Raw genomic sequence first — 19,987 nt, forward strand, 5'->3', positions numbered from 1 at the left:
GCGATGTCCTGGGCCCCGGCCGTCCGGTGGGCTCGCGTCAGCCGATCGAGCCGCTGAACTTGGCGTGGGGCAGCAGGATTCCGGGCGAGATGTCGGCGCTGATGCGCTCGGTGCCCTCCGGGACCTCGAAGGCCACGACCCCGCTCGCCGACTCGCCCGGCAGGATGTCGCCCTTGATCATCTTCGGGACGTCGCCGTCGAAGACGAGCTTGGCGGTCATCCCGTTCTCGTCGCGGACGTTGGGCATCGCGAAGATGACGTTGTGCGTGTCGGACGAGCCGTTGGTGATGGTGAGCGTCATCTCCACCGCGTTGCCCACCTTGGAGTACTTGTTCTTCGTGACGTACTTCTTCGGCGTCGAGAGGCTCACCTTGAGGCCGTTCGGGTAGGTGACGGTCTCGCCGAACGGCACCGCGCTGGTCAGGCCCGGGACCTGGGAGGGCGACGGGGACGCGGACGGCCAGGGCTTACTGCTGGGGTAGAGCCCCTCCAGGTCCAGCTCGTCCTCGTCGATGTCCATCCCCCGCTCGTAGCGGCTGGAACTGTCGTCGAGGAAGGTGGCCGTGAAGTAGAGGCCCGCGCCGGAGGCGGCGAGGCCGAGCACGCCGAGGACGGTGCCGACGACGGACATCGTCTTGTTCGGGGCGCCCTTGCCGGCGCGGACGATCCCGCCGATCCCGAGGCCGATGGCGACGACGGCCATCAGGGCGCCCACCCAGAAGAAGAAGGGCAGGAGGCCGACGAAGACGGCGAAGGAGGCGACGATCACGGCGGCGACGGCCAGGCCGTTGGTGGTCGGGGGACCCTGCGGGTAACCGGCGTACGGGACCCCGCCGAATCCGGGCTGTCCCCACGCGGGGGCGGGCCCGCCCCAGGCGGGGGCCGGTCCGCCGGGGACGGTCGGCGGGCCCGGAACCGGGGCGGGCGGGGCGAACGGCGAGGGGCCGGGGGCTCCCGGGGCGGCCGGTGCCTGGGCGGCGGACGGGGCCGCGGGTGCCTTGGGAGCCGAGGGGTCGGGTGTGGCCCACGGGTCGGTGGGGACGGGGGTGGGGGCCGGGGCGGGGGTGACGGGCGCGTCGACGGGGACCGGGGCCGGGGTGACGGGTGCGTCGACGGGGGCCGGGGCCGGGGTGACGGGTGCGTCGACGGGGGCCGGGGCCGGGGGCGCATCGGCAGGGGCCGGGGCCTCGGGAGTTCCGGCGTAGGCCGGGGTCTCGGGGGTCTCGGGGGCTGCCGGGCTTTCCTTTTCGAGCGACAGTGGCTGCGCCGGGGTCTCCGGGGCTGCCGTGGCCGGGGTCTTGTCGAGCGACAGCGGCTGTGCGGGTGCGGACGGCGCCGGTATGGAGGCAGCCTCGGGTATCGGGGTGCCCGCCGGCTCCGCAGGGGAGCCGGGAGGGGTGCTGGGCGGGTTCGGCGTGGTGCTCATACCGGCGGAGGCGTCCTTTTGTCGCGGCTGCTGTGATCACCGCAAGGGTGCCATGACCGGGGCCGGCGCCCCTCCGAATTCCGGCCCGGTCCCGGGCCGGCCCGCCGAGGGGCCGGCCCGGGACCGTACGGCCGCCGCCTACAGCTGGTAGCCCAGCACCGTCATCATTCCGGACTCCGAGTGGTAGACGTTGTGGCAATGGACCATCCACAGCCCGGGGTTGTCCGCGTCGAAGTCCGCCGTCAGCCTGCCGCCCGGCAGGACGATCGCGGTGTCCTTGCGCGCCCCGCCGCCCTCCCCGGCCAGCGCGAAGGTGTGGCCGTGCAGGTGCAGCGGGTGCCACATCGGCGTCGCGTTGCGGAACTCCAGCCGGACCCGCTCGCCCGCCTTCACCGGGTGCCGCTGGTCCGGTGTGTACGGCTTGCCGTCGAAGGCCCAGTTGTACCGGGTCATGGAGCCGGTCAGGCGGATCTGCACCGTACGGTCCGGCTCGCGCGGGGCCAGTACGGCCGCACCGGCGGCCCTGAACGAGTCCGCGGACGGCGGCGACGCGTCCAGTTCGGCCGGCCGGGTCGCGGCCGTGGGCGCCGTACCCGACCCGGTGCGCAGCACCGCCAGCGCCGACTGCCCCTTGCCCTCGGCCAGCGCGGTGAGCGGGAACACCCCGTCCTCGGCGGTGACCAGGACGTCGTACCGCTCGCCCATGCCCAGCAGCAGTGAGCCCGCCTTCGTGTGCTCCACCGGGTAGCCGTCGGTGTGGGTGACCGTCAGCTCGTGGCCGCCGAGGGCGATCCGGAAGGCGGTGTCCCCGCCGGCGTTGATGATGCGCAGCCGGATCCGGTCCCCGGGACGGGCGGTGAAGACCGACGGGTCCTCCGCCACCCGGCCGTTGATCAGGTAGTAGGGGTAGGCGACGTCGCCCGCGTCCTTGCCGAGGATGTCGCTGTCGGCGCCCATGAGGAGGTGGGAGCGGCCGCCCGTGCCGGCGGCCCCCGGTGCGGACGGGGTGGCGGGGGCGCCGTGCCCGGCGTGGCCTCCGCCGTTCCCGCTTCCGCTCCCGCTCCCGCCCCTGTTCCCGTCCCCGTTCATGCCCTTGCGGAGCTCGGCGAGGACGGCGTCCGGGGTGGCGCCGTCCACTCCGTCGATCCAGTCGTCCAGGACCACCACCCACTCCTTGTCGTAGGAGAGGGGCTCCTTCGGGTCCTCGATGATGAGCGGGGCGTAGAGGCCGCGGTCCTGCTGGACCCCGGTGTGGGGGTGGAACCAGTACGTCCCCGGCTGGGCGACGGCGAACTTGTACGTGAAGGATCCGCCCGGGGCGATGTCCCGTTGGGTCAGCCCCGGGACCCCGTCCATGTCGTTGCGCAGCGCGAGGCCGTGCCAGTGCAGGGAGGTGGCCTCGGGGAGGTTGTTGGCCAGGGTGAGGGAGAGGGTGCCGCCGGCGGTGGCCCGGATCTCCTGGCCAGGCAGCCTGTCCCCGTACGCCCAGGAGCGGACGGTCCGCCCGGCGCCGAGGTCGAGCGGGGTGGCCGTGGCGGTGACCTTGACCTCGGTGAGCGGGCCGGTGGCCTTGCGGGCCGCCTCGGCGGCGCGGACCTCGGGTCCGGCCGGGTCCACGTACCCCTCGGGGCCGTCGGCGGCGGAGCCGCCGTGGTTCATGGAGCCGTGGTCCGTGCCCGAGGAGCGGGAGGAGGAGCCGGAGCAGGCGGCGAGCAGTCCGGAGCCGGCGAGGGCCGCGGATGCGCCGAGCACGGCGCGACGGGTGGGAAGAGAGCGCATGGGAGCACCTCGTGGGTCTGGTGGTACGGATTCATGGGCGCGGTTCGGCGCCGCCTCGCGGGCGTACGGGGGTACGGACATGCCGGCGTACGGGGAGTGGGGCACCGCGGACGTGCGGGTGCCCCCGGGTACGGGCACGAGGGCATGCCGGGCGTGCGAACGCGCGGACGTACGGACGTATTGACGTACGGACGTATTGACGTACGGACGTATGGGCGTACGGGCGGGCATGCGGGCATGCGGAGGCGACGGCCGGGGCCGGGCCTATACCCGCAGGACCGCCAGCCGGGTGAGGAGCTCACGGGGCGAGGGCGGATCCGGGCCACCGGACCGGCCCGGTATGCGGGCCGCGCCCCCGAGCGGCGCGGTGTCGCGGAAGCCGGCCGGTCCGGCGCCGAGGTACAGCAGGACGAGCCCCGCGAGCACGGCGGAGCAGACGGACATGGGGTCCATGCCGGTGCCGGGCCACTGCGTCCCGGCGGTCTGCGCCGCGCCCGCGGCCGGTCCCATGGCCGCTTCCACGGCCGGTTCCGCCGCCGGTTCGAGGGCCGGCAGGGGGTCCTGCCTGCGGTCCGGCGCCGTCGGCGGGGGCGCCGGAATGTGGTGCGCGCCACGGTCCGCGGCCGTGCCGGATGACCCGGCCGAGGCAACGGAGTGGGCCGCGGACACGTCCTCCATGGCATGGGAGTCAGCCGGATGGCCGAGGGTGTGCATGGTGACGATGCCCAGCAACAGCGCGGCGAGCAGCAGCAACCGGGGTCCTGGGGCGGCTCGCTCGGCACTGCGCGTCATGGCCGGAACCCTACCCGGGGTGGGTATCCGATCATAGGACCGACCCCCGGGTCTGCTTAGGATTAGTCACACTATGTCCCCACATGGCCTCTCTCCGCGGACCGCCTGGCCGGTCGCCGTGCTGATCGGTCTCGCCGCAGCCGCCTACACCGCGTGGGTGCTCGAAGTCGTGCTCTCCACGGGCCTCAACCCCATCGAGACGTACGTCAGCGAGCTCGCCGCCCAGGACCAGCCGCTCGGCGGCCTGTTCCGCGCCACCGACTTCACCGCCGGGCTGCTCGCCTTCTCCGGCGGACTGCTGGCCCTGTCCCGGCTGCTGAAGTACGCCGAGTCGCGCCGCCTCTGGGCCGTCGTCGGCTGGGCCGGGGTCACCCTCTTCGGCGCGGCCACCGCCGCCGACGCCTGGCTGCCGCTGAGCTGCCAGCCCACCGTGGACCCCGAATGCGCCGCCCTGGAGACCGCCGGCCTGGTGCCCGCCACCCACCGGGCCCATGCCGTCAGCAGCAGCCTCGCCATGACCGGTGCCCTCGTCGGCCTGGTGGCCCTGACCGTCGCCGCCCGCCGCTACGGCTGGTTCGCCCCGCTGGCCCGCTACGGCCCCGCGCTCGTCGCCCTCGAACTGCTCGCCACCGCGTGGACGCTGACCGCCATCGCGATGTTCACCGCGGGGCGCGGGACCTGGGCCCTCGGTGCGGGGCAGCGGCTCCAGGTGCTGCTCGTGGCGCTCTGGCTCGGCCTGCTCGCGTACTCGGTCCACAAGGAAGGCCGCACGTGACGCCGCGCGTGCCGCCGTACGAGGAGCCGTACCGGGACCCGTACGCGGCTCCGTACGCGAGCGGCGGCGGCCGGTTCGTCCGCGTGGACGGGGTGCCGCTGCACGTCGTCGTCGAGGGCCGGGGGCCCGTGTGCGTGCTCAGCGCCGGGCTCGCCATGGCCTGGTTCGACTGGGACCCCGTCGCCGCGCTGCTCGCCGCCTCGGGCCGCACCGTGGTCCGCTTCGACCGCCCCGGACACGGCCTCAGCGGCCCGGCCGGCGAGCCGCCGACGACCGCCGGGGAGGCCCACCGGATCGCCGGCCTGCTGGACGCACTCGGGTTCACCGGCCCGGACGCCGTAGGCCCGGACGCCGTAGGCCCGGTCACCGTCGTCGGGCACTCGATCGCCGCGTTCCACGTCGAGGCCTTCGCCCGCCTGTACCCACGCCGCACCGCCGCCGTGGTCCTGCTCGACGGCAGCGTCGAGGAGGACCCCCGTACGGTGCTGCCCGCCGCGCTGCGCACCGGCGCCGCCCGCGCCCTCGGGCGGGCGGTCACCGCCGCCGGGCTGCCGGCCGCCCTGGGGCCACTGGCCCGGCGCGCGGCCGTACGGGCCTCCCGCACCGGCGGCTCCGACCCGGCCGCACGGGACCTCGTACGCCGCTGCTACCGCACCGGCCGCGTCTGGCGCGGCGCCCTGCTGGAGAACTCCCGCTACCCGGACATGGCCGCCGAGCTGCTCGCCCTGCGCGGGACGCACCCGCTGACCGCCCCCGCCACCGTCCTCGCCGGCCACGACGGCTCGGCCGGCGCCTGCGCCCTGCGCTGGCTGGCCCGCCAGGCGGACCTCGCGGACGTGCTCGGCGCGCGCTTCGAGGTCGCCGAGCCCGCCGGCCACCTGGTCATGCTCGACCGCCCGGACCAGGTGGCCCGGGCGGTCCGCAACGCCGCCGGTCAGCTCCTCGCGTAGACCTTCTCGGCCCAGCCCGCGATCTGCTCGTCGGAGAGGTGCTTGGCCAGATCGGCCTCGCTGATCATGCCGACCAGCTTCTTGTCGCTGATCACCGGCAGTCGGCGGATTTGGTGGCTCTGCATCTCCTCCAGCACCTCGGAGACGTCCGCGCCCGCGTCGATCCAGCGCGGGGTGCCCCGGGCCATGTCACCGGCCGTGATCTTCGACGGGTCGTGCCCCTTGGCCACGCAGCCGACCACGATGTCGCGGTCGGTCAGGATCCCGCAGAGCCGTTCCTCGCTGTCGCTGATGGGCAGCGCGCCCACGTTGAGCTGGCTCATCAGCTGGGCGGCCCGGTCCAGGGTCTCGGTGGCGGGGATCCACTGGGCCCCCCTGTGCATGATCTCTCCGGCGGTGGTCATCGCATCAACCTCCTGAGCGCCGTACGAGCGGCGGGGCGCGGCTGCGCCCGCCTCGGCGTCCCCCGCCCACGGACCGCGGTGCGACTCCACGCACGGGAGTGCACGCCCGTACGGGTGAGAGGGCGCCCTCCCACCACCGTACGGGCGTGCCCCGTCACCCGCGCGGCGCACGGCCGGCCACCCGCGCGGCGCACGGCCGGTCACCCGCGCGGCGGACGGCCGGTCACCCGCGCGGCGGACGGCCGGTCACCCGCGCGGCGGACGGCCGGGCACCCGCGCGGCGTATGGCCGGGCACCCGCGCGGGGTGGGCCCGGCCGTCCGCGTCGGGTGGGCCCGGCCCTGCGCGTGCCGCGTTCGCGTCAGCCGCGCGGGGCGGCTCCGCGCTTGCCGAGCATGTCCGCCATCAGCGTGAGCTCCGAGCGCTGCGCGTCGACCATGCCCTGGGCGAGCGCCCGCTCGACCGGGGTCACGCACTGCTGCGCACAGCCCTCAGCCATCGCGACGCCGCCCTTGTGGTGGTCGGTCATCAGCTGGAGGAAGAGCACCTCCGCGTCCCGGCCCTCGGCGGCGTCCAGCCGGGCCAGCTCCTCCTTGGTGGCCATGCCGGGCATCAGCGCGCCGGGCCGGGCCGCGCCGTGCTCCGCATGGCCCCCGCCCCCATGACCCCCTTGACCTCCGGAAGCCCCCATCCAGGACATCGGCGGCTCGTCGGCCACCACCTTCGGCAGCCCCCACAGGTCCAGCCAGCCGAGCAGCATGCCCCGCTGGTTGGCCTGGGTGTTGGCGATGTCGAAGGCGAGGGTGCGCACCGCCTCGTCCTGGGTGCGGTCCCGCACGATGAAGGACATCTCCACCGCCTGCTGGTGATGCACGGCCATGTCCCGGGCGAAGCCCGCGTCCGGTGAGTGCAGCCCCGGCGTGGCGGGGGCGGCGGTCCGGGGCGGCGCACCGGGATCGCCGTTCGCGGCGGCGACCGTGGCCGCCGCCGCGAACAGCAGCGCCAGCAGGACGGCCGTGCCCGCGGCCCAGTACGTACGGGGCGTGCGGGGCGTACGGCCGCTCACTTGTCGGCCAGCCCGCTCGTGCAGGCCGCGCCCGGCTCGGGGGTCTGCTCGCCCTGCACGTACTTGGTGAAGAACTGCTTCACCCGCGGGTCGTCCGCCGTCTCCACGGCCAGCTGCTTGCCCCACGCGCTGAGCATGATCGAGCCGGTCTGCTCCTTGACCGGGCTCATCAGCGTGTACGGAGTCTTGCCGACGGTCGCGGCGAGCTTGTCCACGTCGGCCTTGGCGGCCTTCTCGTTGTACGTCACCCAGACGGCCCCGTGCTCCAGCGAGTGCACGGCGTTCACCTCGGGCAGCGGGTTCTTGTAGACGTCGCCGTTGCAGTTCATCCAGCGGGGGTGGTGGTCACCGCCGACCGGCGGGTTCATCTCGTACTTGACCGGGGTCTCGACGTGGTTGCGGCCGAGCTTCTTCGCGTCCCAGGCCTGCTCGCCCTCGACGGGCTTCTTGCGGACCTCCTCGGCCTCCTTGCGGATCTGCTCCGCGGCTTCCTTCTTGCGCTGCTCGGTCTGCTTCTGGTCGATCAGCACCCATGCGCCGAAACCGACCAGACCGGCGACGATGACCGTCGAGACCGTGATCGCGATGGCCTTGTTGCGCCGCTCCCGGATCTTCTCGGCGCGGCGCATCTCGGCTATGCGCGCCTGGCGGGAGTGCGGGTCGGTGTGCTGCTGGGTCCTGCCGGACTTGCTGGCCATGTGCCCTGGTTCCTTCTGCTGATGGGGGGTGGATGGAACGCGAAACCGGACCTGTCAGGTCCGCAGCACCTGGAGGGCATGCAGGTCGGGGGCGCGCGCGAGCGGCCCGGGCGGCCGGATCCGGCCCGCCCCGGAGACCTCGGCGGCGGGCGGCGGCTCGCCGCCCGGCACGGTCATGGCGGGCGGCGGCACGGGCAGCACGCCCGGGGTCACGTGCGCGAGGGGTGAGCAGCCGGGCAGGTCGTACGGGGACACGCAGACGGCGTGCGCCGTGCCGTGCGCCGTGACGTGCGCCCGCGGCTCGGCCGGCGTGGCGGACTCGCCCGACCGGGAGGCACACAGGAACAGCGCCCCGGTCAGCGCCCCGACCAGGGCCCCGACCAACGTCCCGAAGACCGTCAGCAGAAGGGCGCGCCGAAGCCCGGGACGTCCCCGACGCCCCGGCCGCACGCACTGCAGGCCCCCCATGGGCGCAGATGGTAATGCTCATGACGGCTCCGAGGTCAGTGCGGGGGTGCCGCGAGCTTTCCCGGGTGCGTAATGTGGCGGAAACCACCACTGGCGATACTGGGCCGGCCCGACTGTGTCCCGAACCGTGAGGCGGTGGTGCACAGGCCGTCTGAACTGCGAGGATGAAGGCATGGACAAGCAGCAGGAATTCGTCCTCCGGACGCTTGAGGAGCGCGACATCCGCTTCGTGCGCCTGTGGTTCACCGACGTACTGGGCTTCCTCAAGTCCGTCGCGGTCGCCCCCGCGGAGCTGGAGCAGGCCTTCGACGAGGGCATCGGCTTCGACGGCTCCGCCATCGAGGGCTTCGCACGGGTCTACGAGTCCGACATGATCGCCAAGCCGGACCCGAGCACCTTCCAGATACTGCCGTGGCGCGCCGAGGCCCCCGGGACCGCCCGGATGTTCTGCGACATCCTCATGCCGGACGGCTCGCCGTCCTTCGCGGACCCGCGCTACGTCCTCAAGCGCATCCTGAACAAGACCTCCGACCTGGGCTTCACCTTCTACACCCACCCGGAGATCGAGTTCTTCCTGCTGAAGGACAAGCCGCTGGACGGCACCCGCCCGGTCCCGGCCGACAACTCCGGCTACTTCGACCACACCCCGCAGAACGTCGGCATGGACTTCCGCCGCCAGGCGATCACCATGCTCGAATCCATGGGCATCTCGGTCGAGTTCAGCCACCACGAGGGCGCCCCCGGCCAGCAGGAGATCGACCTCCGCTACGCCGACGCCCTCTCCACGGCCGACAACATCATGACCTTCCGTCTCGTCATGAAGCAGGTCGCCCTCGAACAGGGCGTCCAGGCCACCTTCATGCCGAAGCCCTTCTCGGAGTACCCGGGCTCGGGCATGCACACCCACCTCTCCCTCTTCGAGGGCGACCGCAACGCCTTCTACGAGTCGGGCGCCGAGTACCAGCTCTCGAAGGTGGGCCGCTCCTTCATCGCCGGCCTCCTGCGCCACGCCGCCGAGACGGCGGCGGTCACCAACCAGTGGGTCAACTCCTACAAGCGCATCTGGGGCGGCTCCTCCCGCAGCGCCGGCGCGGGCGGCGAGGCCCCCTCGTACATCTGCTGGGGCCACAACAACCGCTCCGCCCTGATCCGCGTCCCGATGTACAAGCCGGGCAAGACGGGCTCCTCCCGCGTCGAGGTCCGCTCGATCGACTCGGGCGCCAACCCGTACCTCACCTACGCCGTCCTCCTCGCGGCCGGCCTCAAGGGCATCGAGGAGGGCTACGAACTCCCCGCGGGCGCCGACGACGACGTCTGGGCCCTCTCCGACGCCGAACGCCGCGCGATGGGCATCGAACCCCTCCCGCAGAACCTCGGCGAGGCCATCTCCCTGATGGAACGCAGCGAACTGGTCGCCGAAACCCTCGGCGAACACGTCTTCGACTTCTTCCTCCGCAACAAGAAGCAGGAGTGGGAGGAATACCGCAGCGAGGTAACGGCCTTCGAACTCCGCAAAAACCTCCCGGTCCTGTAAGGCCAGGTCAGAGCCCTATCGGGGCATGCACGACACTCCGGGCCGGTGGTCATCGACCACCGGCCCGGAGTCGTTCCGTGGCCCTGCTGATGCCTCTTCACAGCCGGCGTCGTACGGGAGTCAGTGGACTGCGCGGTGCCAGGTGGGGTGGGTGGGGGTGGTGGGGGTGGTGGTTGTGTGGAGTTCGGCGTCCAGGCCCAGGACCGTGGTCGTGGTGGTGCCGGTGGGTTCGAGGACGGCCGAGGGGGCGCCGGCGAAGAGCATGCGGGATTCCGCCCAGGCAGGGGGGCCGCCGAGGCCCGTCGTGCCGATGGTGCCGCTCTCCGCGCGGCCCGCCACGAGGCGGCCCGCGGCGCCGACCGCGCCGTAGCCGGCCCGGCCGCCCGCCTCCGCGACGCTGGAGACCTGGGGCCTGGCGGTGGGGCCCGCCGTGACCAGGGCGGTGCGGACGACCCCGGAGTCGGGGCGGCGGAAGTACAGGCGGACGCCCGCGCCCTCCGGGGAGGCGGAGAGCGGGACCGTCGTGGCGGGCAGGCCCGTCGGGGAGGGCCCGGCCAGCGTGGTGCCCGCGGCGGGCTGGGTCCAGGCCAGGACGGACTTGGTGGTGGTGGCGTACACGTGGCGCCGCCCGGCGGTGTCGACCGCGGTCACCGGGTCGCCCTGCAGGTCCTCGCCGCCGAGGCGCTGCCAGGGGGAGAAGCCGCCGTCCGGCAGCTGGGCGGCGGCGCGCAGGGTGCGGCGGGAGTCGCGCAGGTAGACCGTGAGGAGGCCCTGCCCGTCCACGGCGGCCGCCGGGGCGCTGATCGCCGAGGTGCCCTCCTCGTCGGTCCGTTCGGGGGTGCCGAGCGACTGCCACGGGCCGAACGGCCCGTCGGGCGCGGACTGGACGGCGTACACGACGTCGCGCCGGTACTCGGCGGGCGCGGAGCCGAAGGCCGTGCGGGTGGCGAGGACGGCGATGCGGCCGTCGGGGAGGCGGGCGGTGTTCGCCCCCGGGTCGATGCCCGTGCCCGGGAGGAGGACCGGGCCCGTCCAGTCGCCGCCGGGCCCCCGCGTCCAGTACGCCATCTGGCCGTCGAGCGCGGCGAACGCCCAGAGGCGGCCCGGCGTTCCCGCCGTCAGCCAGGAGGTGCTGTCGGCACGGGTGTAGCGCAGCGACTGGGCCCAGTTGCGCCCGGTCGGGTTGCCCGCGACCTTGCGGTCGCCGCACCCGGAGGGGCTTCCGCAGTGGTCCTGGTGGTCCTGCCAGGCGTAGGTGCGCAGGTAGTTGGTCTTCGTCTCGGCCGTCTGCGGGTCCAGCGAGTGGGGCAGGGTGCTGTTGTGGTAGCCGAGGTAGCTCTGGACCGAGAAGCGGGGGCGGCGCTGGACCTGGGCGGCGTAGGCGGCGGTGGCGGCCTGCACGAAGCGCGCCCCGTACATGTGGTCCTGGTGGTCGGTGTACCGGCCGCTGTCCCCGTACCGGTTCGGCGTCGGGTCCTGCATCCGTATCGTCGTCGGCCGGTACAGCTCCAGGACTCCGGCTATCGACTGGACGAGCTGGTCCTTCGTGTACGAGAACGGCTGCTTGACCGGGGTCCCGGAGGTCAGCTGCGCGTCCAGCGAGGCTATCCGGCCGTTCCACAGGCCGCGCAGGCTCTCGGGGGTGTCCCCGCCCGTGCTGCGGGCCTCGCGCAGCATCAGCCACACCAGGTTGACCTGCGGCTTCGCTATGAGGACGTCGAGCTCGGCCCGGCCGCCGCCGGCGGTGGGTATGACCGTGCGCTTCCACGCGCTGGTGCGGTCGCCGGTGGCCATCTGGGCGTACGCGGAGCGGATGCCGTTCTGCCGGGCCTCCGCGTAGTGGGTGCGGTCGGCGGGCTGCTCGGGGTCCTTGGCCGCACCGCCGCCGGCCTCGTTGCGCCCGTCGGACTCGCCGGAGGTGAGGTACGCGGTGGTGACCTGGGTGCCGGACAGCAGGGAACGGCTGAGGTCCGGGTTCATGAAGAAGAGGTCGTCGTCGGGGTGCGCGACGACCTGGACGACGGACCCGGAGTCGACGCTCGCGGGCAGGACGGCGGCCGGGCCCTTCTCCTGGGTGGCCTCGGCCGAGGTCTGCTGGCCGGTGGCCACGGAGAGCACGCCGGTGGCGCCGGCTGTCAGCACGGTGAGCAGAGCCGCGAAGCGGCGACGGGTCACGGGCATCGGGTCACGCCTTGGGTCGTTCCGGGCGGGGAAACCGCTGAGCAGTCAGAGAGAGGCCAAAACGGGGAACTTGGTTCACCGATTCGGCCGATGACCGCCACTTTCCGAAAGCGATCGGATGTGATGCCGTGTGGTGGGGTTTCGATCCCGGTATGTGACTGGGGTGTGGCCGAGATGTGGAGGCGCTTCGTCCGCCTCTGGCCCCCTTTCTGCGGGCCCGGCCCCTACGAGGCCCTGCCCTACGGGGCCGTGTTGCGCGGGCCCACCGGCTGCCACGGCGCGAGGTACGCGTCCGGGGCGTCGGCCGAAGAGGTCACGTACAGCCGCGCGTCGAGCCCCACCACCGCCAGGCTGACCATGTTCTTCCCGAGCATCACGGAGGACGGCGCGCCGACGAACATCAGCGGGGACCGCTCCCACGGCCGGCCCGGGCCGACCTCCGAGCCCAGCTGCCCGCCCGCCGAACGGCCCGCCAGCACGTGACCGCTCGCCGTCACCGAGCCGAAGCCCTGGAGCCCGCCGAGGTCGGTCATGTTGTTCAGCTTCAGCCCGCCGTCACCCGTCATCAGGGCCGTACGGACGTTGCCCGACCCGGGCTTGCGGAACCACAGCCGCACCCCGCCCTCCCGGCCCTCCGCGGTCAGCGGGAGCGTGGTGTCCGGCAGCCCCGTCGGCGTGACCGGGCCCAGCGGGGCGCCCGGCTTCGGCTGCACCCAGCCGACCACCGTCTTGGAGGTCGCGGAGAACACCATGCGCCGCCCGGCGCCGTCGGTCGCGGTGGCCGGGCTGCCGTGCAGATCGCTGCCGCCGTACTTCTCCCAGGGCCCCCAACTGCCGTCCGCCTGCTGCACCCGGCCGCGCAGGGTGTACGAACCGTCGCGGACGTACGCAGCCGGCTGCCCCGTGCCGTCGACCGAGACGGCCGGGGAGCTGATGTCGGAGGTCCAGTTCTCGTCCGCGGCCTCGGGGGTGCCGAGCGACTGCCACTCCCCGAACCGCTCGGCCCCCGCCCGCTCCTGGACGGTGTAGACGACCTCGCGCTTGTAGTCGGTGGGCTTCGTGCCGAAGGAGGTGCGGGTGCCGAAGGCCGCTATCCGGCCGTCCTTGAGGGTGACGGTGCTCACGCCCGGGTCCATGCCGGTGCCGGGCAGCAGGTCCGGCCCCTTCCAGCGGCCGACCAGACCGGGCCGGTGCCAGACGGCGACCTGGCCGTCGAGCACCTTGAAGGCCCACAGCCCGTGTTCCTTGTCGGAGGTCAGCCAGGTGGTGCTGTTGCCGCGGGCGTAGTTGATGGAGTCCGACCACCGGTTGCCGCCCGGATGGTCGGAGATCTTGAGGTCGCCGCAGCCGGCGTCGCTGCCGCAGTGGTTCTGCCGGTCGAGCCAGGCGTAGGTGTCCAGGATGTCCAGCTTCTCCTTGGCCTCGTCCGGGTCCAGCGCGCTGGGGAGGGAGCCGTTGAAGTAGCCGAGGTAGTTCTGCACCGCGAAGTGCGGGCGGTCCTTGACGTCCTTCGCGTAGGCGGCGGTGGCCAGTTGTACGAAGCGGGCGCCGTAGAAGTGGTCCTGGTGGTCGGTGTACCGCTTGGTGTCGGGGAACCGGCCGGGGGTCGGGTCCTGGGAGCGGACGGTCGTCGGCTTGTACTGCTCCAGCACGCCGACGAGGGTCTGGACGACCTGGTCCTTCGAGTACGAGAACCTCTGCTTGACCGGCGAGCCGGAGGCGATCATCGAATCCAGCCGGGCGACCTTGCCGTCCCACAGGCCGTGCAGACTCTCGGGGACGTCGGCGTAGACGTTGCCGGCCTCGCGCAGCTGGAGCCAGACCAGGTTGACCTGGGGTTTGGCGACGAGGACGTCGACCTCGGCGTGGCCGCCGCCCTTGGTCGGTACGACGCTGCGCTTCCAGGCGCTGCTGCGGTCGCCGGTGGCCATCTTGGCGTAGGCGGCGCGGATGCCGTTCTGGCGGGCCTCGGCGTACGCGGACTTGTTGGGGGCCGTGCCGGCTTCCTTGCCGGCGACCGCGTTGATGCCGTCCGCCTCGCCGGAGGTGAGGTAGACCGAGGTCACGGGGTGGCCGGCGGATATGGAGTAACGGAGGTCCGGATTCATGAAGTACAGGTCGTCGTCGGGGTGCGCGATGATCTGGAGCACCCGGCCGGGGTCCGGCGCGTCGGCGGCCGCCGCGGGGGCGGCGACCGCGCTGTCGGGGTCGGCGGGGGAGGCGAGGCCTTCGAGGGCCTCGTTGCCGCGGAGCACGAGCATGCTGCAGGCGGCGGTGGCGGCGCAGAGGGCGACGGCCTTGACGAGGCGGGCCCGGCGCTGGCGCGGGTTCGGGCGCGGCTCGGGCCCGTCCGCGTCGCCGTCGCCGGAGCCGGCCCTGCCGTCGGCGCGGCGGCGCCCGCGTGCGGCTTGCGGCGCGGCGGGGGCGTCGGCGCGGCCGCGGCGGCCGCCACCGGTACCTTCGGCCTCACGGGCCAGCCGCGCGGCCTTCCGCCCGCCGACCGGACCGTCCGCCTCGGGTACGTCGCCCTGCGGAGCCTGTGGGGTCTGCGGGCGCCGGCCGGCCGGGACGTGACCGGTCCGGGGAGAGGGGTGGGAGTGCTGAGCCGGCTCGGCCTCGTGAGACGGGTGGGCCCCCTGGGCCCGCTCAGGCCCGTACGCCCGGGCCTCCCCGGCCTGATGGGGCAGGTAGGCATGCTCGGCCTGTTGGGCCTGCGCGTGCCCCGCCTGGGAGTACTGGGGCTGCTGGGGCGGGTGCGACGCGTGCGACGGGTACGCCGACGCGGACCCGTGAGACGGCGGGAACGGGTGGGCCTGCGGAGCGTGTTGGGTCTGCTGAGGCCCGTGGGCCCAGGCTTCCCCGCCCTGGTGGGGCGGGTACGCCTGCTGGGCCTGCTGGGGCGCGTGCGGCGGGTGACCCTGCTGGGCCTGGTGAGGCCAGTGGGTCTGGTAGGAGTGCTGGGCCGGCTCCGCCTGGTGGGACGGGTGGGCCTGTGGGGCCTGTTGGGCCTGCTGAGGCCCGTAGGCCTCCCCGGCCTGGTGGGGCGGGTACGCGTGCTGCACCTCACCGGCCTGCTGCGGCGCGTAGGCCTCCCCGGGCCGGGGGGCATGGTGGGTCGGCTGGGCCCCGTACGTCGGCTGGGCCCCGTACGACGGTTGGGCCCCGTACGTCGGCTGGGCTCCGTACGTCGGCTGGGCCTGCTGGGTCTCGTGCGGCGCGTGGGTCCACTCGGCCTGCCGGCCCTGGTGCGGTGGGTGGGCCGCCCCCGCCTGCAGGTCCTCGTACGGGCCGTAGGACGCCCCGGCCTGCTGCGGCGGGTAGGGCTGTTGGTTTTGGTGAGATGGGTGAGACTGGTGAGTCGGGTGGGGCTGGAGGTGCTCGGCCTGGTAGGTCTGGTGCCCGGCCGCGTCGACCACAGCCGCGTCGTAACCGTCGAGGCCTTCGTACCCGTCGTAGCCGTCCAGACCGGTGGGCCCGTCGTGCGGCTGCCAGGCTGCCGACGGGTGGCCCCAGGCTCCGGCGTCGCCGGGGTGTCCGTCGGACATGGGGCGGGCTCCTCGTGGCCGGTCGGCGGGGAGCGGGCCCCATCACACCCTAAGTATTCGGATAATCCGATAATCCCCGTCATGGTACTGCCGGTGAGTCGAACGCCTGCTCCGGCTACGCTCACCACAGGCACGCCAGGGCAGTGGCAGCGACAACCGCAGGAGGCGGCGGGATGACAGTCCCGGGACGCAGGAGCAGCACCTTCATCCGGCTGCTCCGCAGCGGTTTCACCGACCCCTCCACCGCCGCCCGGCTGCTCGACGCCGACGCGCTGGCGGCCGTACGCGCCGATCCGGTGCTGCTCGACGCCCTCGGGGCGACCGCCGACCCCGACCTCGCCCTCCTCGGGCTCGTCCGCCTCGCCGAGGCGCAGCCGCCCGACGAGCTGCCCGGGCTCCTCGACACCCTCGTCAGCGCCAAACCGCTGCGCGACCGGCTGCTCGGCGTGCTCGGCGCCTCCGAGGCCCTCGGCGACCACCTCGCCCGCCACCCCCGCGACTGGCTCACCCTCGTCACCTACGAGGCCGCCGACCTGCACCCCGGACTCCCCGAGTTCGAGCGCGGGCTCGCGGAGGCGCACGATCCGGTCGCCCTGCGCGTCGCCTACCGCCGCTGCCTGCTCTCCATCGCCGCCCGTGACGTCTGCGGCACCATCGACGTCGCCGAGACCGCCGCCGAGCTCGCCGACCTCGCGACCGCCACCCTCCGCGCGGCCCTGCGGATCGCCTCCGCCGCCGCCCCCGAGGACGCGGCGCGGTGCCGCCTCGCGGTCATCGCGATGGGCAAGTGCGGCGGCAACGAGCTCAACTACGTCTCCGACGTCGACGTGATCTTCGTCGGGGAGGCGGCCAACGGCACGGACGAGGGCAAGGGCATCCAGGCCGCCACCCGGCTGGCCTCCCACCTCATGCGGATCTGCTCCGAGACCACCGTCGAGGGCACCATCTGGCCCGTCGACGCCAACCTCCGCCCCGAGGGCCGCAACGGCCCGCTGGTCCGCACCCTCGCCTCCCACCTCGCCTACTACCAGCGCTGGGCCAAGACCTGGGAGTTCCAGGCCCTCCTCAAGGCCCGCGCCGTGGCCGGCGACCCCGACCTCGGCCGGCAGTACGTCGACGCCATAACGCCCCTGGTCTGGCAGGCCGCCGAGCGCGAGAACTTCGTGCCCGACGTGCAGAAGATGCGCCGCCGCGTCGTCGACAACATCCCCGCCGCCCAGGTCGACCGCGAGCTCAAACTCGGCCCCGGCGGCCTGCGCGACGTCGAGTTCGCCGTCCAGCTGCTCCAGCTCGTGCACGGCCGCAGCGACGCCACCCTGCACTCCGGCACCACCCTCGACGCCCTCCACGCCCTCGCCGCCGGCGGCTACGTCGGCCGCGCCGACGCCGCCCAGCTGCACGACGCGTACCGCTTCCTGCGCGCCATGGAGCACCGCATCCAGCTCTACCGGCTGCGCCGCACCCACCTCGTCCCCGAAGACGAGAGCGACCTGCGGCGCCTGGGCCGCTCCATGGGCCTGCGCACCGAGCCCGTCGCCGAACTCAACAAGGCCTGGCGCCGGCACGCCTCCGTCGTCCGCCGCCTGCACGAGAAGCTCTTCTACCGGCCGCTGCTCGACGCCGTCGCGCAGCTCACCCCCGGCGAGACCCGGCTCTCCCCGCGCGCCGCCGGCCAGCGCCTGGAAGCCCTCGGGTACGCCGACCCGGCCGCCGCCCTGCGCCACCTCGAAGCGCTCGCCTCCGGCGTCACCCGCAAGGCCGCCATCCAGCGCACCCTGCTGCCGGTGCTGCTCGGCTGGTTCGCCGACTCCGCCGATCCGGACGCCGGCCTGCTGGGCTTCCGCAAGGTCTCCGACGCCCTCGGCAAGACCCCCTGGTACCTGCGGCTGCTCCGCGACGAGGGCGCCGCCGCCGAGAACCTCGCCCGCGTCCTGTCCGCCGGCCGCCTCGCGCCCGACCTGCTGATGCGCGCCCCCGAGGCCGTGGCCCTGCTCGGCGACCCCGAAGGCCTGCAGCCCCGTACCCACGAGGCCCTGGAACAGGAGGTCATGGCCGCCGTCGGCCGCGCCGACACCGCCGAGGCCGGCGTCGCCGCCGCCCGTGGCGTGCGCCGCCGCGAGCTCTTCCGTACGACCGCGGCCGACATCATCGGCTCCTACGGCACGGAGGACAATCCGGCCGAGGAGGACCACGGCGCCCTCGTCGACCGGGTCGGCGGCGCCGTCTCCGACCTCACCGCCGTCACCGTCGCCGGCGCCCTGCGCGCCGCCGTCCAGAACCAATACGGCGACACCCTGCCCACCCGGTTCGCCGTGATCGGCGTCGGCCGCTTCGGCGGGCACGAGCTCGGCTACGGCTCCGACGCCGACGTCCTCTTCGTCCACGAACCCCGCGAGGGCGTCGACGAACAGGAGGCCGCGAAGGCCGCCCAGACCGTCATCGCCGAGATGCGCCGGCTGCTCCAGCTGCCCACCGCCGACCCGCCGCTGCTCATCGACGCCGACCTGCGCCCCGAGGGCCGCTCCGGCCCGCTGGTGCGCACGCTCTCCTCCTACGCCGCCTACTACCGGCGCTGGTCCCTGACCTGGGAGAGCCAGGCCCTGCTGCGGGCCGAACCCGTCGCGGGCGACGCCGACCTGGGCAGCCGCTTCATCGAGCTCATCGACCCGCTGCGCTACCCGATGGAGGGGCTCGGCGAGGACGCCGTACGCGAGATCCGCCGGCTCAAGGCCCGCATGGAGTCGGAGCGGATGCCGCGCGGCGCCGACTCCACCCTGCACACCAAACTCGGCCGCGGTGGCCTCAGCGACGTCGAGTGGACCGTCCAGCTGATGCAGATGCGGCACGCCTGGGCCGAACCGGGCCTGCGGACCACCCGTACCCGCCAGGCCCTCGCCGCCGCCCACGCGGCCGGCCTGATCCCCACCGACGAGGCGCAGATCCTCGACGAGGCCTGGGTGCTGGCCACCCGGGTCCGCAACGCCGTGATGCTGGTCCGCGGCCGCGCCGGGGACACCTTCCCGTCGGAGGCCCGCGAACTCGCGGCGGTCGGCCGCTACCTCGGATACGCCGAAGGCACGGTCGGGGAGATGCTGGACGACTACCGTCGCATCACCCGCCGTGCCCGGGCGGTGGTCGAGGAACTGTTCTACGGGGGCTGAGCCTCGGGGGCCGAGCCTTCCGGGTCCCCGGCAGTGGCGTCAGCGCGCCGTGCCGAAGTCCTGGGTCCAGTAGTGGTTCGGCTGAGCCAGGCCGATGCCGATCTCCTTGAAGGAGCAGTTCAGGATGTTCGCCCGGTGGCCGGGGCTGTTCATCCAGCCCTCCATGACCTTCTCGGGCGTGCTGTAGCCGTAGGCGACGTTCTCGCCGTACGAACTCCACGCGTATCCGGCGCGGGTGATGCGGGCACCCGGGTCGGAGCCGTCGGAACCGGTGTGGGACATGTTGCCGTGGGCGGCCATGTCCGCGCTGTGGTCCTGCGCGGCCTTCGTGAGCTTCGCGTTGAGGGTGAGGTTCGGGCACCCGGCGGCGGCGCGCTCCTGGTTGACGAGGGCGAGGACCGCGGCGGCGGAGCCGGAGGCCGCAGGGGCGTCCGGGGCCGCCGGGGCCGAGGTCTTCGGGGGCTGGGGCGCCTGCGGCTTCTTGGTGGCGGCCGGCTTCGTCGGCTGCGGCTGGGGCTGCGCGGGCGGTGAGGTCTGTACGACCGGCTGCGCGGGCGCCTCGGGCGTGCTCGGCTCGGCGGCCGGGGGGCTGCTCGGCGCCGTCGGGACGTCCACGGGGGCCAGGGTGCTCGGGGCGGCCGAGGGGGTGTACTGCCAGGGGCGCTGCCCCTGGTGGCTCGCGGCACGGGTGTTCCCGCGGCCGCTGTCGTCGGTGTCGAAGCAGGCCATGGCGGCCGTGGGAACACCCACGATTCCCAGGGCTCCGACGGCGATGACTATCTTCCGGTACGGCGTCTTCTTCCGATGCTTCTGCATGCGTGACCTCATTCGGTGATCGCGAAGCTTCCGGCGCCGGAACTGCGGGACGCCGGAATGCCGCCATTCTTAGAAGCCCCCCAATGGCCTGGCAAGTTTCCGCTTCGCGTTCACCCGGGGCATTCGACACCCGGCTTGAAACGGGCCGATGATCGTGCATGGTCACGATCAGGTCACTTGCACAACCATGTGACGTGTTCTCAGGAATGCCCGTGAACAGGGAAGTCGACGAGGAGTCCGGCGGAAGCGTGCATTCCGTTCCTGCCGGAGAGGGGAATGTCGAATCCAAAACGGACAAATGTCGAAATGTCGAGGCCATGGCACGCCCGGGAGGGGGGCCGGCGTCGAAGTTCCCACCGTGACGCATGTCACGCAACCGCGCGCCGGATCGCG

14 protein-coding genes are annotated in these 19,987 nt (G+C 73.6%); 4 read left to right on the forward strand and 10 right to left on the reverse strand.

The window, feature by feature from the left end; translation table 11 throughout:
• Window positions 1–37: 37 nt before the first annotated feature.
• From ACFYZ4_RS06775 to ACFYZ4_RS06785, 3 genes are all read right to left on the reverse strand, one after another.
• Window positions 38–1,426 carry a DUF4352 domain-containing protein gene (locus tag ACFYZ4_RS06775; protein ID WP_390783275.1) on the reverse strand — a complete coding sequence of 463 codons (1,389 nt, stop codon included), beginning with the start codon at window positions 1,424–1,426 and terminating at the stop codon, window positions 38–40.
• Between the two features lie 138 nt (window positions 1,427–1,564).
• Entirely contained in the window at window positions 1,565–3,205 is a 1,641-nt protein-coding gene (locus ACFYZ4_RS06780; RefSeq protein WP_390783276.1) for a multicopper oxidase family protein, read from the reverse strand.
• A 264-nt stretch (window positions 3,206–3,469) separates the two neighbouring features.
• Complete coding sequence (locus ACFYZ4_RS06785) at window positions 3,470–3,997, reverse strand: hypothetical protein (RefSeq protein ID WP_390783277.1); 528 nt, start codon at window positions 3,995–3,997, stop codon at window positions 3,470–3,472.
• Between the two features lie 73 nt (window positions 3,998–4,070).
• Between ACFYZ4_RS06785 and ACFYZ4_RS06790 the strand changes: the two genes are divergently transcribed.
• Together ACFYZ4_RS06790 and ACFYZ4_RS06795 are read left to right on the forward strand one after the other, a co-directional pair.
• Window positions 4,071–4,772: a DUF998 domain-containing protein gene (locus ACFYZ4_RS06790; protein WP_351291512.1), complete on the forward strand. Its 702-nt coding sequence runs from the start codon at window positions 4,071–4,073 to the stop codon at window positions 4,770–4,772.
• A gap of 83 nt (window positions 4,773–4,855) precedes the next feature.
• Window positions 4,856–5,722 carry an alpha/beta fold hydrolase gene (locus ACFYZ4_RS06795; RefSeq protein ID WP_390783434.1) on the forward strand — a complete coding sequence of 289 codons (867 nt, stop codon included), beginning with the start codon at window positions 4,856–4,858 and terminating at the stop codon, window positions 5,720–5,722.
• On the opposite strand, the gene ACFYZ4_RS06800 is transcribed toward ACFYZ4_RS06795, so the two are convergent.
• The 4 genes from ACFYZ4_RS06800 to ACFYZ4_RS06815 form a co-directional block, all read right to left on the reverse strand.
• Window positions 5,707–6,126, reverse strand: a complete 420-nt coding sequence (locus ACFYZ4_RS06800; protein ID WP_351291514.1) for a CBS domain-containing protein — start codon at window positions 6,124–6,126, stop codon at window positions 5,707–5,709. The genes ACFYZ4_RS06795 and ACFYZ4_RS06800 overlap by 16 nt on opposite strands.
• A gap of 360 nt (window positions 6,127–6,486) precedes the next feature.
• The gene (locus ACFYZ4_RS06805; RefSeq protein WP_390783278.1) at window positions 6,487–7,191 is read right to left on the reverse strand and encodes a DUF305 domain-containing protein; all 705 of its coding nucleotides are present in this window, start codon (window positions 7,189–7,191) and stop codon (window positions 6,487–6,489) included.
• Window positions 7,188–7,889: a DUF3105 domain-containing protein gene (locus ACFYZ4_RS06810; RefSeq protein WP_351291517.1), complete on the reverse strand. Its 702-nt coding sequence runs from the start codon at window positions 7,887–7,889 to the stop codon at window positions 7,188–7,190. The genes ACFYZ4_RS06805 and ACFYZ4_RS06810 overlap by 4 nt, the downstream gene beginning before the upstream one ends.
• Window positions 7,890–7,943: 54 nt before the next feature.
• The gene (locus ACFYZ4_RS06815; protein WP_390783279.1) at window positions 7,944–8,357 is read right to left on the reverse strand and encodes a hypothetical protein; all 414 of its coding nucleotides are present in this window, start codon (window positions 8,355–8,357) and stop codon (window positions 7,944–7,946) included.
• Between the two features lie 172 nt (window positions 8,358–8,529).
• Here ACFYZ4_RS06815 and ACFYZ4_RS06820 point away from each other — a divergent pair, with 172 nt between their 5' ends.
• Window positions 8,530–9,891 (forward strand): glutamine synthetase family protein, encoded by a 1,362-nt coding sequence (locus ACFYZ4_RS06820; protein ID WP_202201807.1) that lies wholly within the window; start codon window positions 8,530–8,532, stop codon window positions 9,889–9,891.
• Window positions 9,892–10,011: 120 nt separating this feature from the next.
• Here the strand turns inward: ACFYZ4_RS06820 and ACFYZ4_RS06825 are convergent, their stop codons facing one another.
• Window positions 10,012–12,072 (reverse strand): PIG-L family deacetylase, encoded by a 2,061-nt coding sequence (locus tag ACFYZ4_RS06825; RefSeq protein WP_351291523.1) that lies wholly within the window; start codon window positions 12,070–12,072, stop codon window positions 10,012–10,014.
• Between the two features lie 239 nt (window positions 12,073–12,311).
• Window positions 12,312–15,617 (reverse strand): PIG-L family deacetylase, encoded by a 3,306-nt coding sequence (locus ACFYZ4_RS06830; protein WP_390783280.1) that lies wholly within the window; start codon window positions 15,615–15,617, stop codon window positions 12,312–12,314.
• Window positions 15,618–15,790: 173 nt separating this feature from the next.
• Between ACFYZ4_RS06830 and ACFYZ4_RS06835 the strand changes: the two genes are divergently transcribed.
• Window positions 15,791–18,778, forward strand: a complete 2,988-nt coding sequence (locus ACFYZ4_RS06835; RefSeq protein ID WP_390783281.1) for a bifunctional [glutamine synthetase] adenylyltransferase/[glutamine synthetase]-adenylyl-L-tyrosine phosphorylase — start codon at window positions 15,791–15,793, stop codon at window positions 18,776–18,778.
• A 39-nt stretch (window positions 18,779–18,817) separates the two neighbouring features.
• On the opposite strand, the gene ACFYZ4_RS06840 is transcribed toward ACFYZ4_RS06835, so the two are convergent.
• Window positions 18,818–19,594: a CAP domain-containing protein gene (locus tag ACFYZ4_RS06840; RefSeq protein ID WP_384347856.1), complete on the reverse strand. Its 777-nt coding sequence runs from the start codon at window positions 19,592–19,594 to the stop codon at window positions 18,818–18,820.
• Between the last annotated feature and the right edge of the window lie 393 nt (window positions 19,595–19,987).

It is taken from the genome of Streptomyces sp. NPDC001513 (genome assembly GCF_042894695.1).
Taxonomy (GTDB): Bacteria; Actinomycetota; Actinomycetes; order Streptomycetales; family Streptomycetaceae; genus Streptomyces.

What these genes read in the sequence shown, in the direction of transcription:
- ACFYZ4_RS06775 (WP_390783275.1), bottom strand. Translation starts at nt 1,426, where the DNA reads ATGAGCACCACGCCGAACCCGCCCAGCACCCCTCCCGGCTCCCCTGCG.
- ACFYZ4_RS06780 (WP_390783276.1), bottom strand. Translation starts at nt 3,205, where the DNA reads ATGCGCTCTCTTCCCACCCGTCGCGCCGTGCTCGGCGCATCCGCGGCC.
- ACFYZ4_RS06785 (WP_390783277.1), bottom strand. Translation starts at nt 3,997, where the DNA reads ATGACGCGCAGTGCCGAGCGAGCCGCCCCAGGACCCCGGTTGCTGCTG.
- ACFYZ4_RS06790 (WP_351291512.1), top strand. Translation starts at nt 4,071, where the DNA reads ATGTCCCCACATGGCCTCTCTCCGCGGACCGCCTGGCCGGTCGCCGTG.
- ACFYZ4_RS06800 (WP_351291514.1), bottom strand. Translation starts at nt 6,126, where the DNA reads ATGACCACCGCCGGAGAGATCATGCACAGGGGGGCCCAGTGGATCCCC.
- ACFYZ4_RS06810 (WP_351291517.1), bottom strand. Translation starts at nt 7,889, where the DNA reads ATGGCCAGCAAGTCCGGCAGGACCCAGCAGCACACCGACCCGCACTCC.
- ACFYZ4_RS06815 (WP_390783279.1), bottom strand. Translation starts at nt 8,357, where the DNA reads ATGGGGGGCCTGCAGTGCGTGCGGCCGGGGCGTCGGGGACGTCCCGGG.
- ACFYZ4_RS06820 (WP_202201807.1), top strand. Translation starts at nt 8,530, where the DNA reads ATGGACAAGCAGCAGGAATTCGTCCTCCGGACGCTTGAGGAGCGCGAC.
- ACFYZ4_RS06825 (WP_351291523.1), bottom strand. Translation starts at nt 12,072, where the DNA reads ATGCCCGTGACCCGTCGCCGCTTCGCGGCTCTGCTCACCGTGCTGACA.
- ACFYZ4_RS06830 (WP_390783280.1), bottom strand. Translation starts at nt 15,617, where the DNA reads ATGTCCGACGGACACCCCGGCGACGCCGGAGCCTGGGGCCACCCGTCG.
- ACFYZ4_RS06835 (WP_390783281.1), top strand. Translation starts at nt 15,791, where the DNA reads ATGACAGTCCCGGGACGCAGGAGCAGCACCTTCATCCGGCTGCTCCGC.
- ACFYZ4_RS06840 (WP_384347856.1), bottom strand. Translation starts at nt 19,594, where the DNA reads ATGCAGAAGCATCGGAAGAAGACGCCGTACCGGAAGATAGTCATCGCC.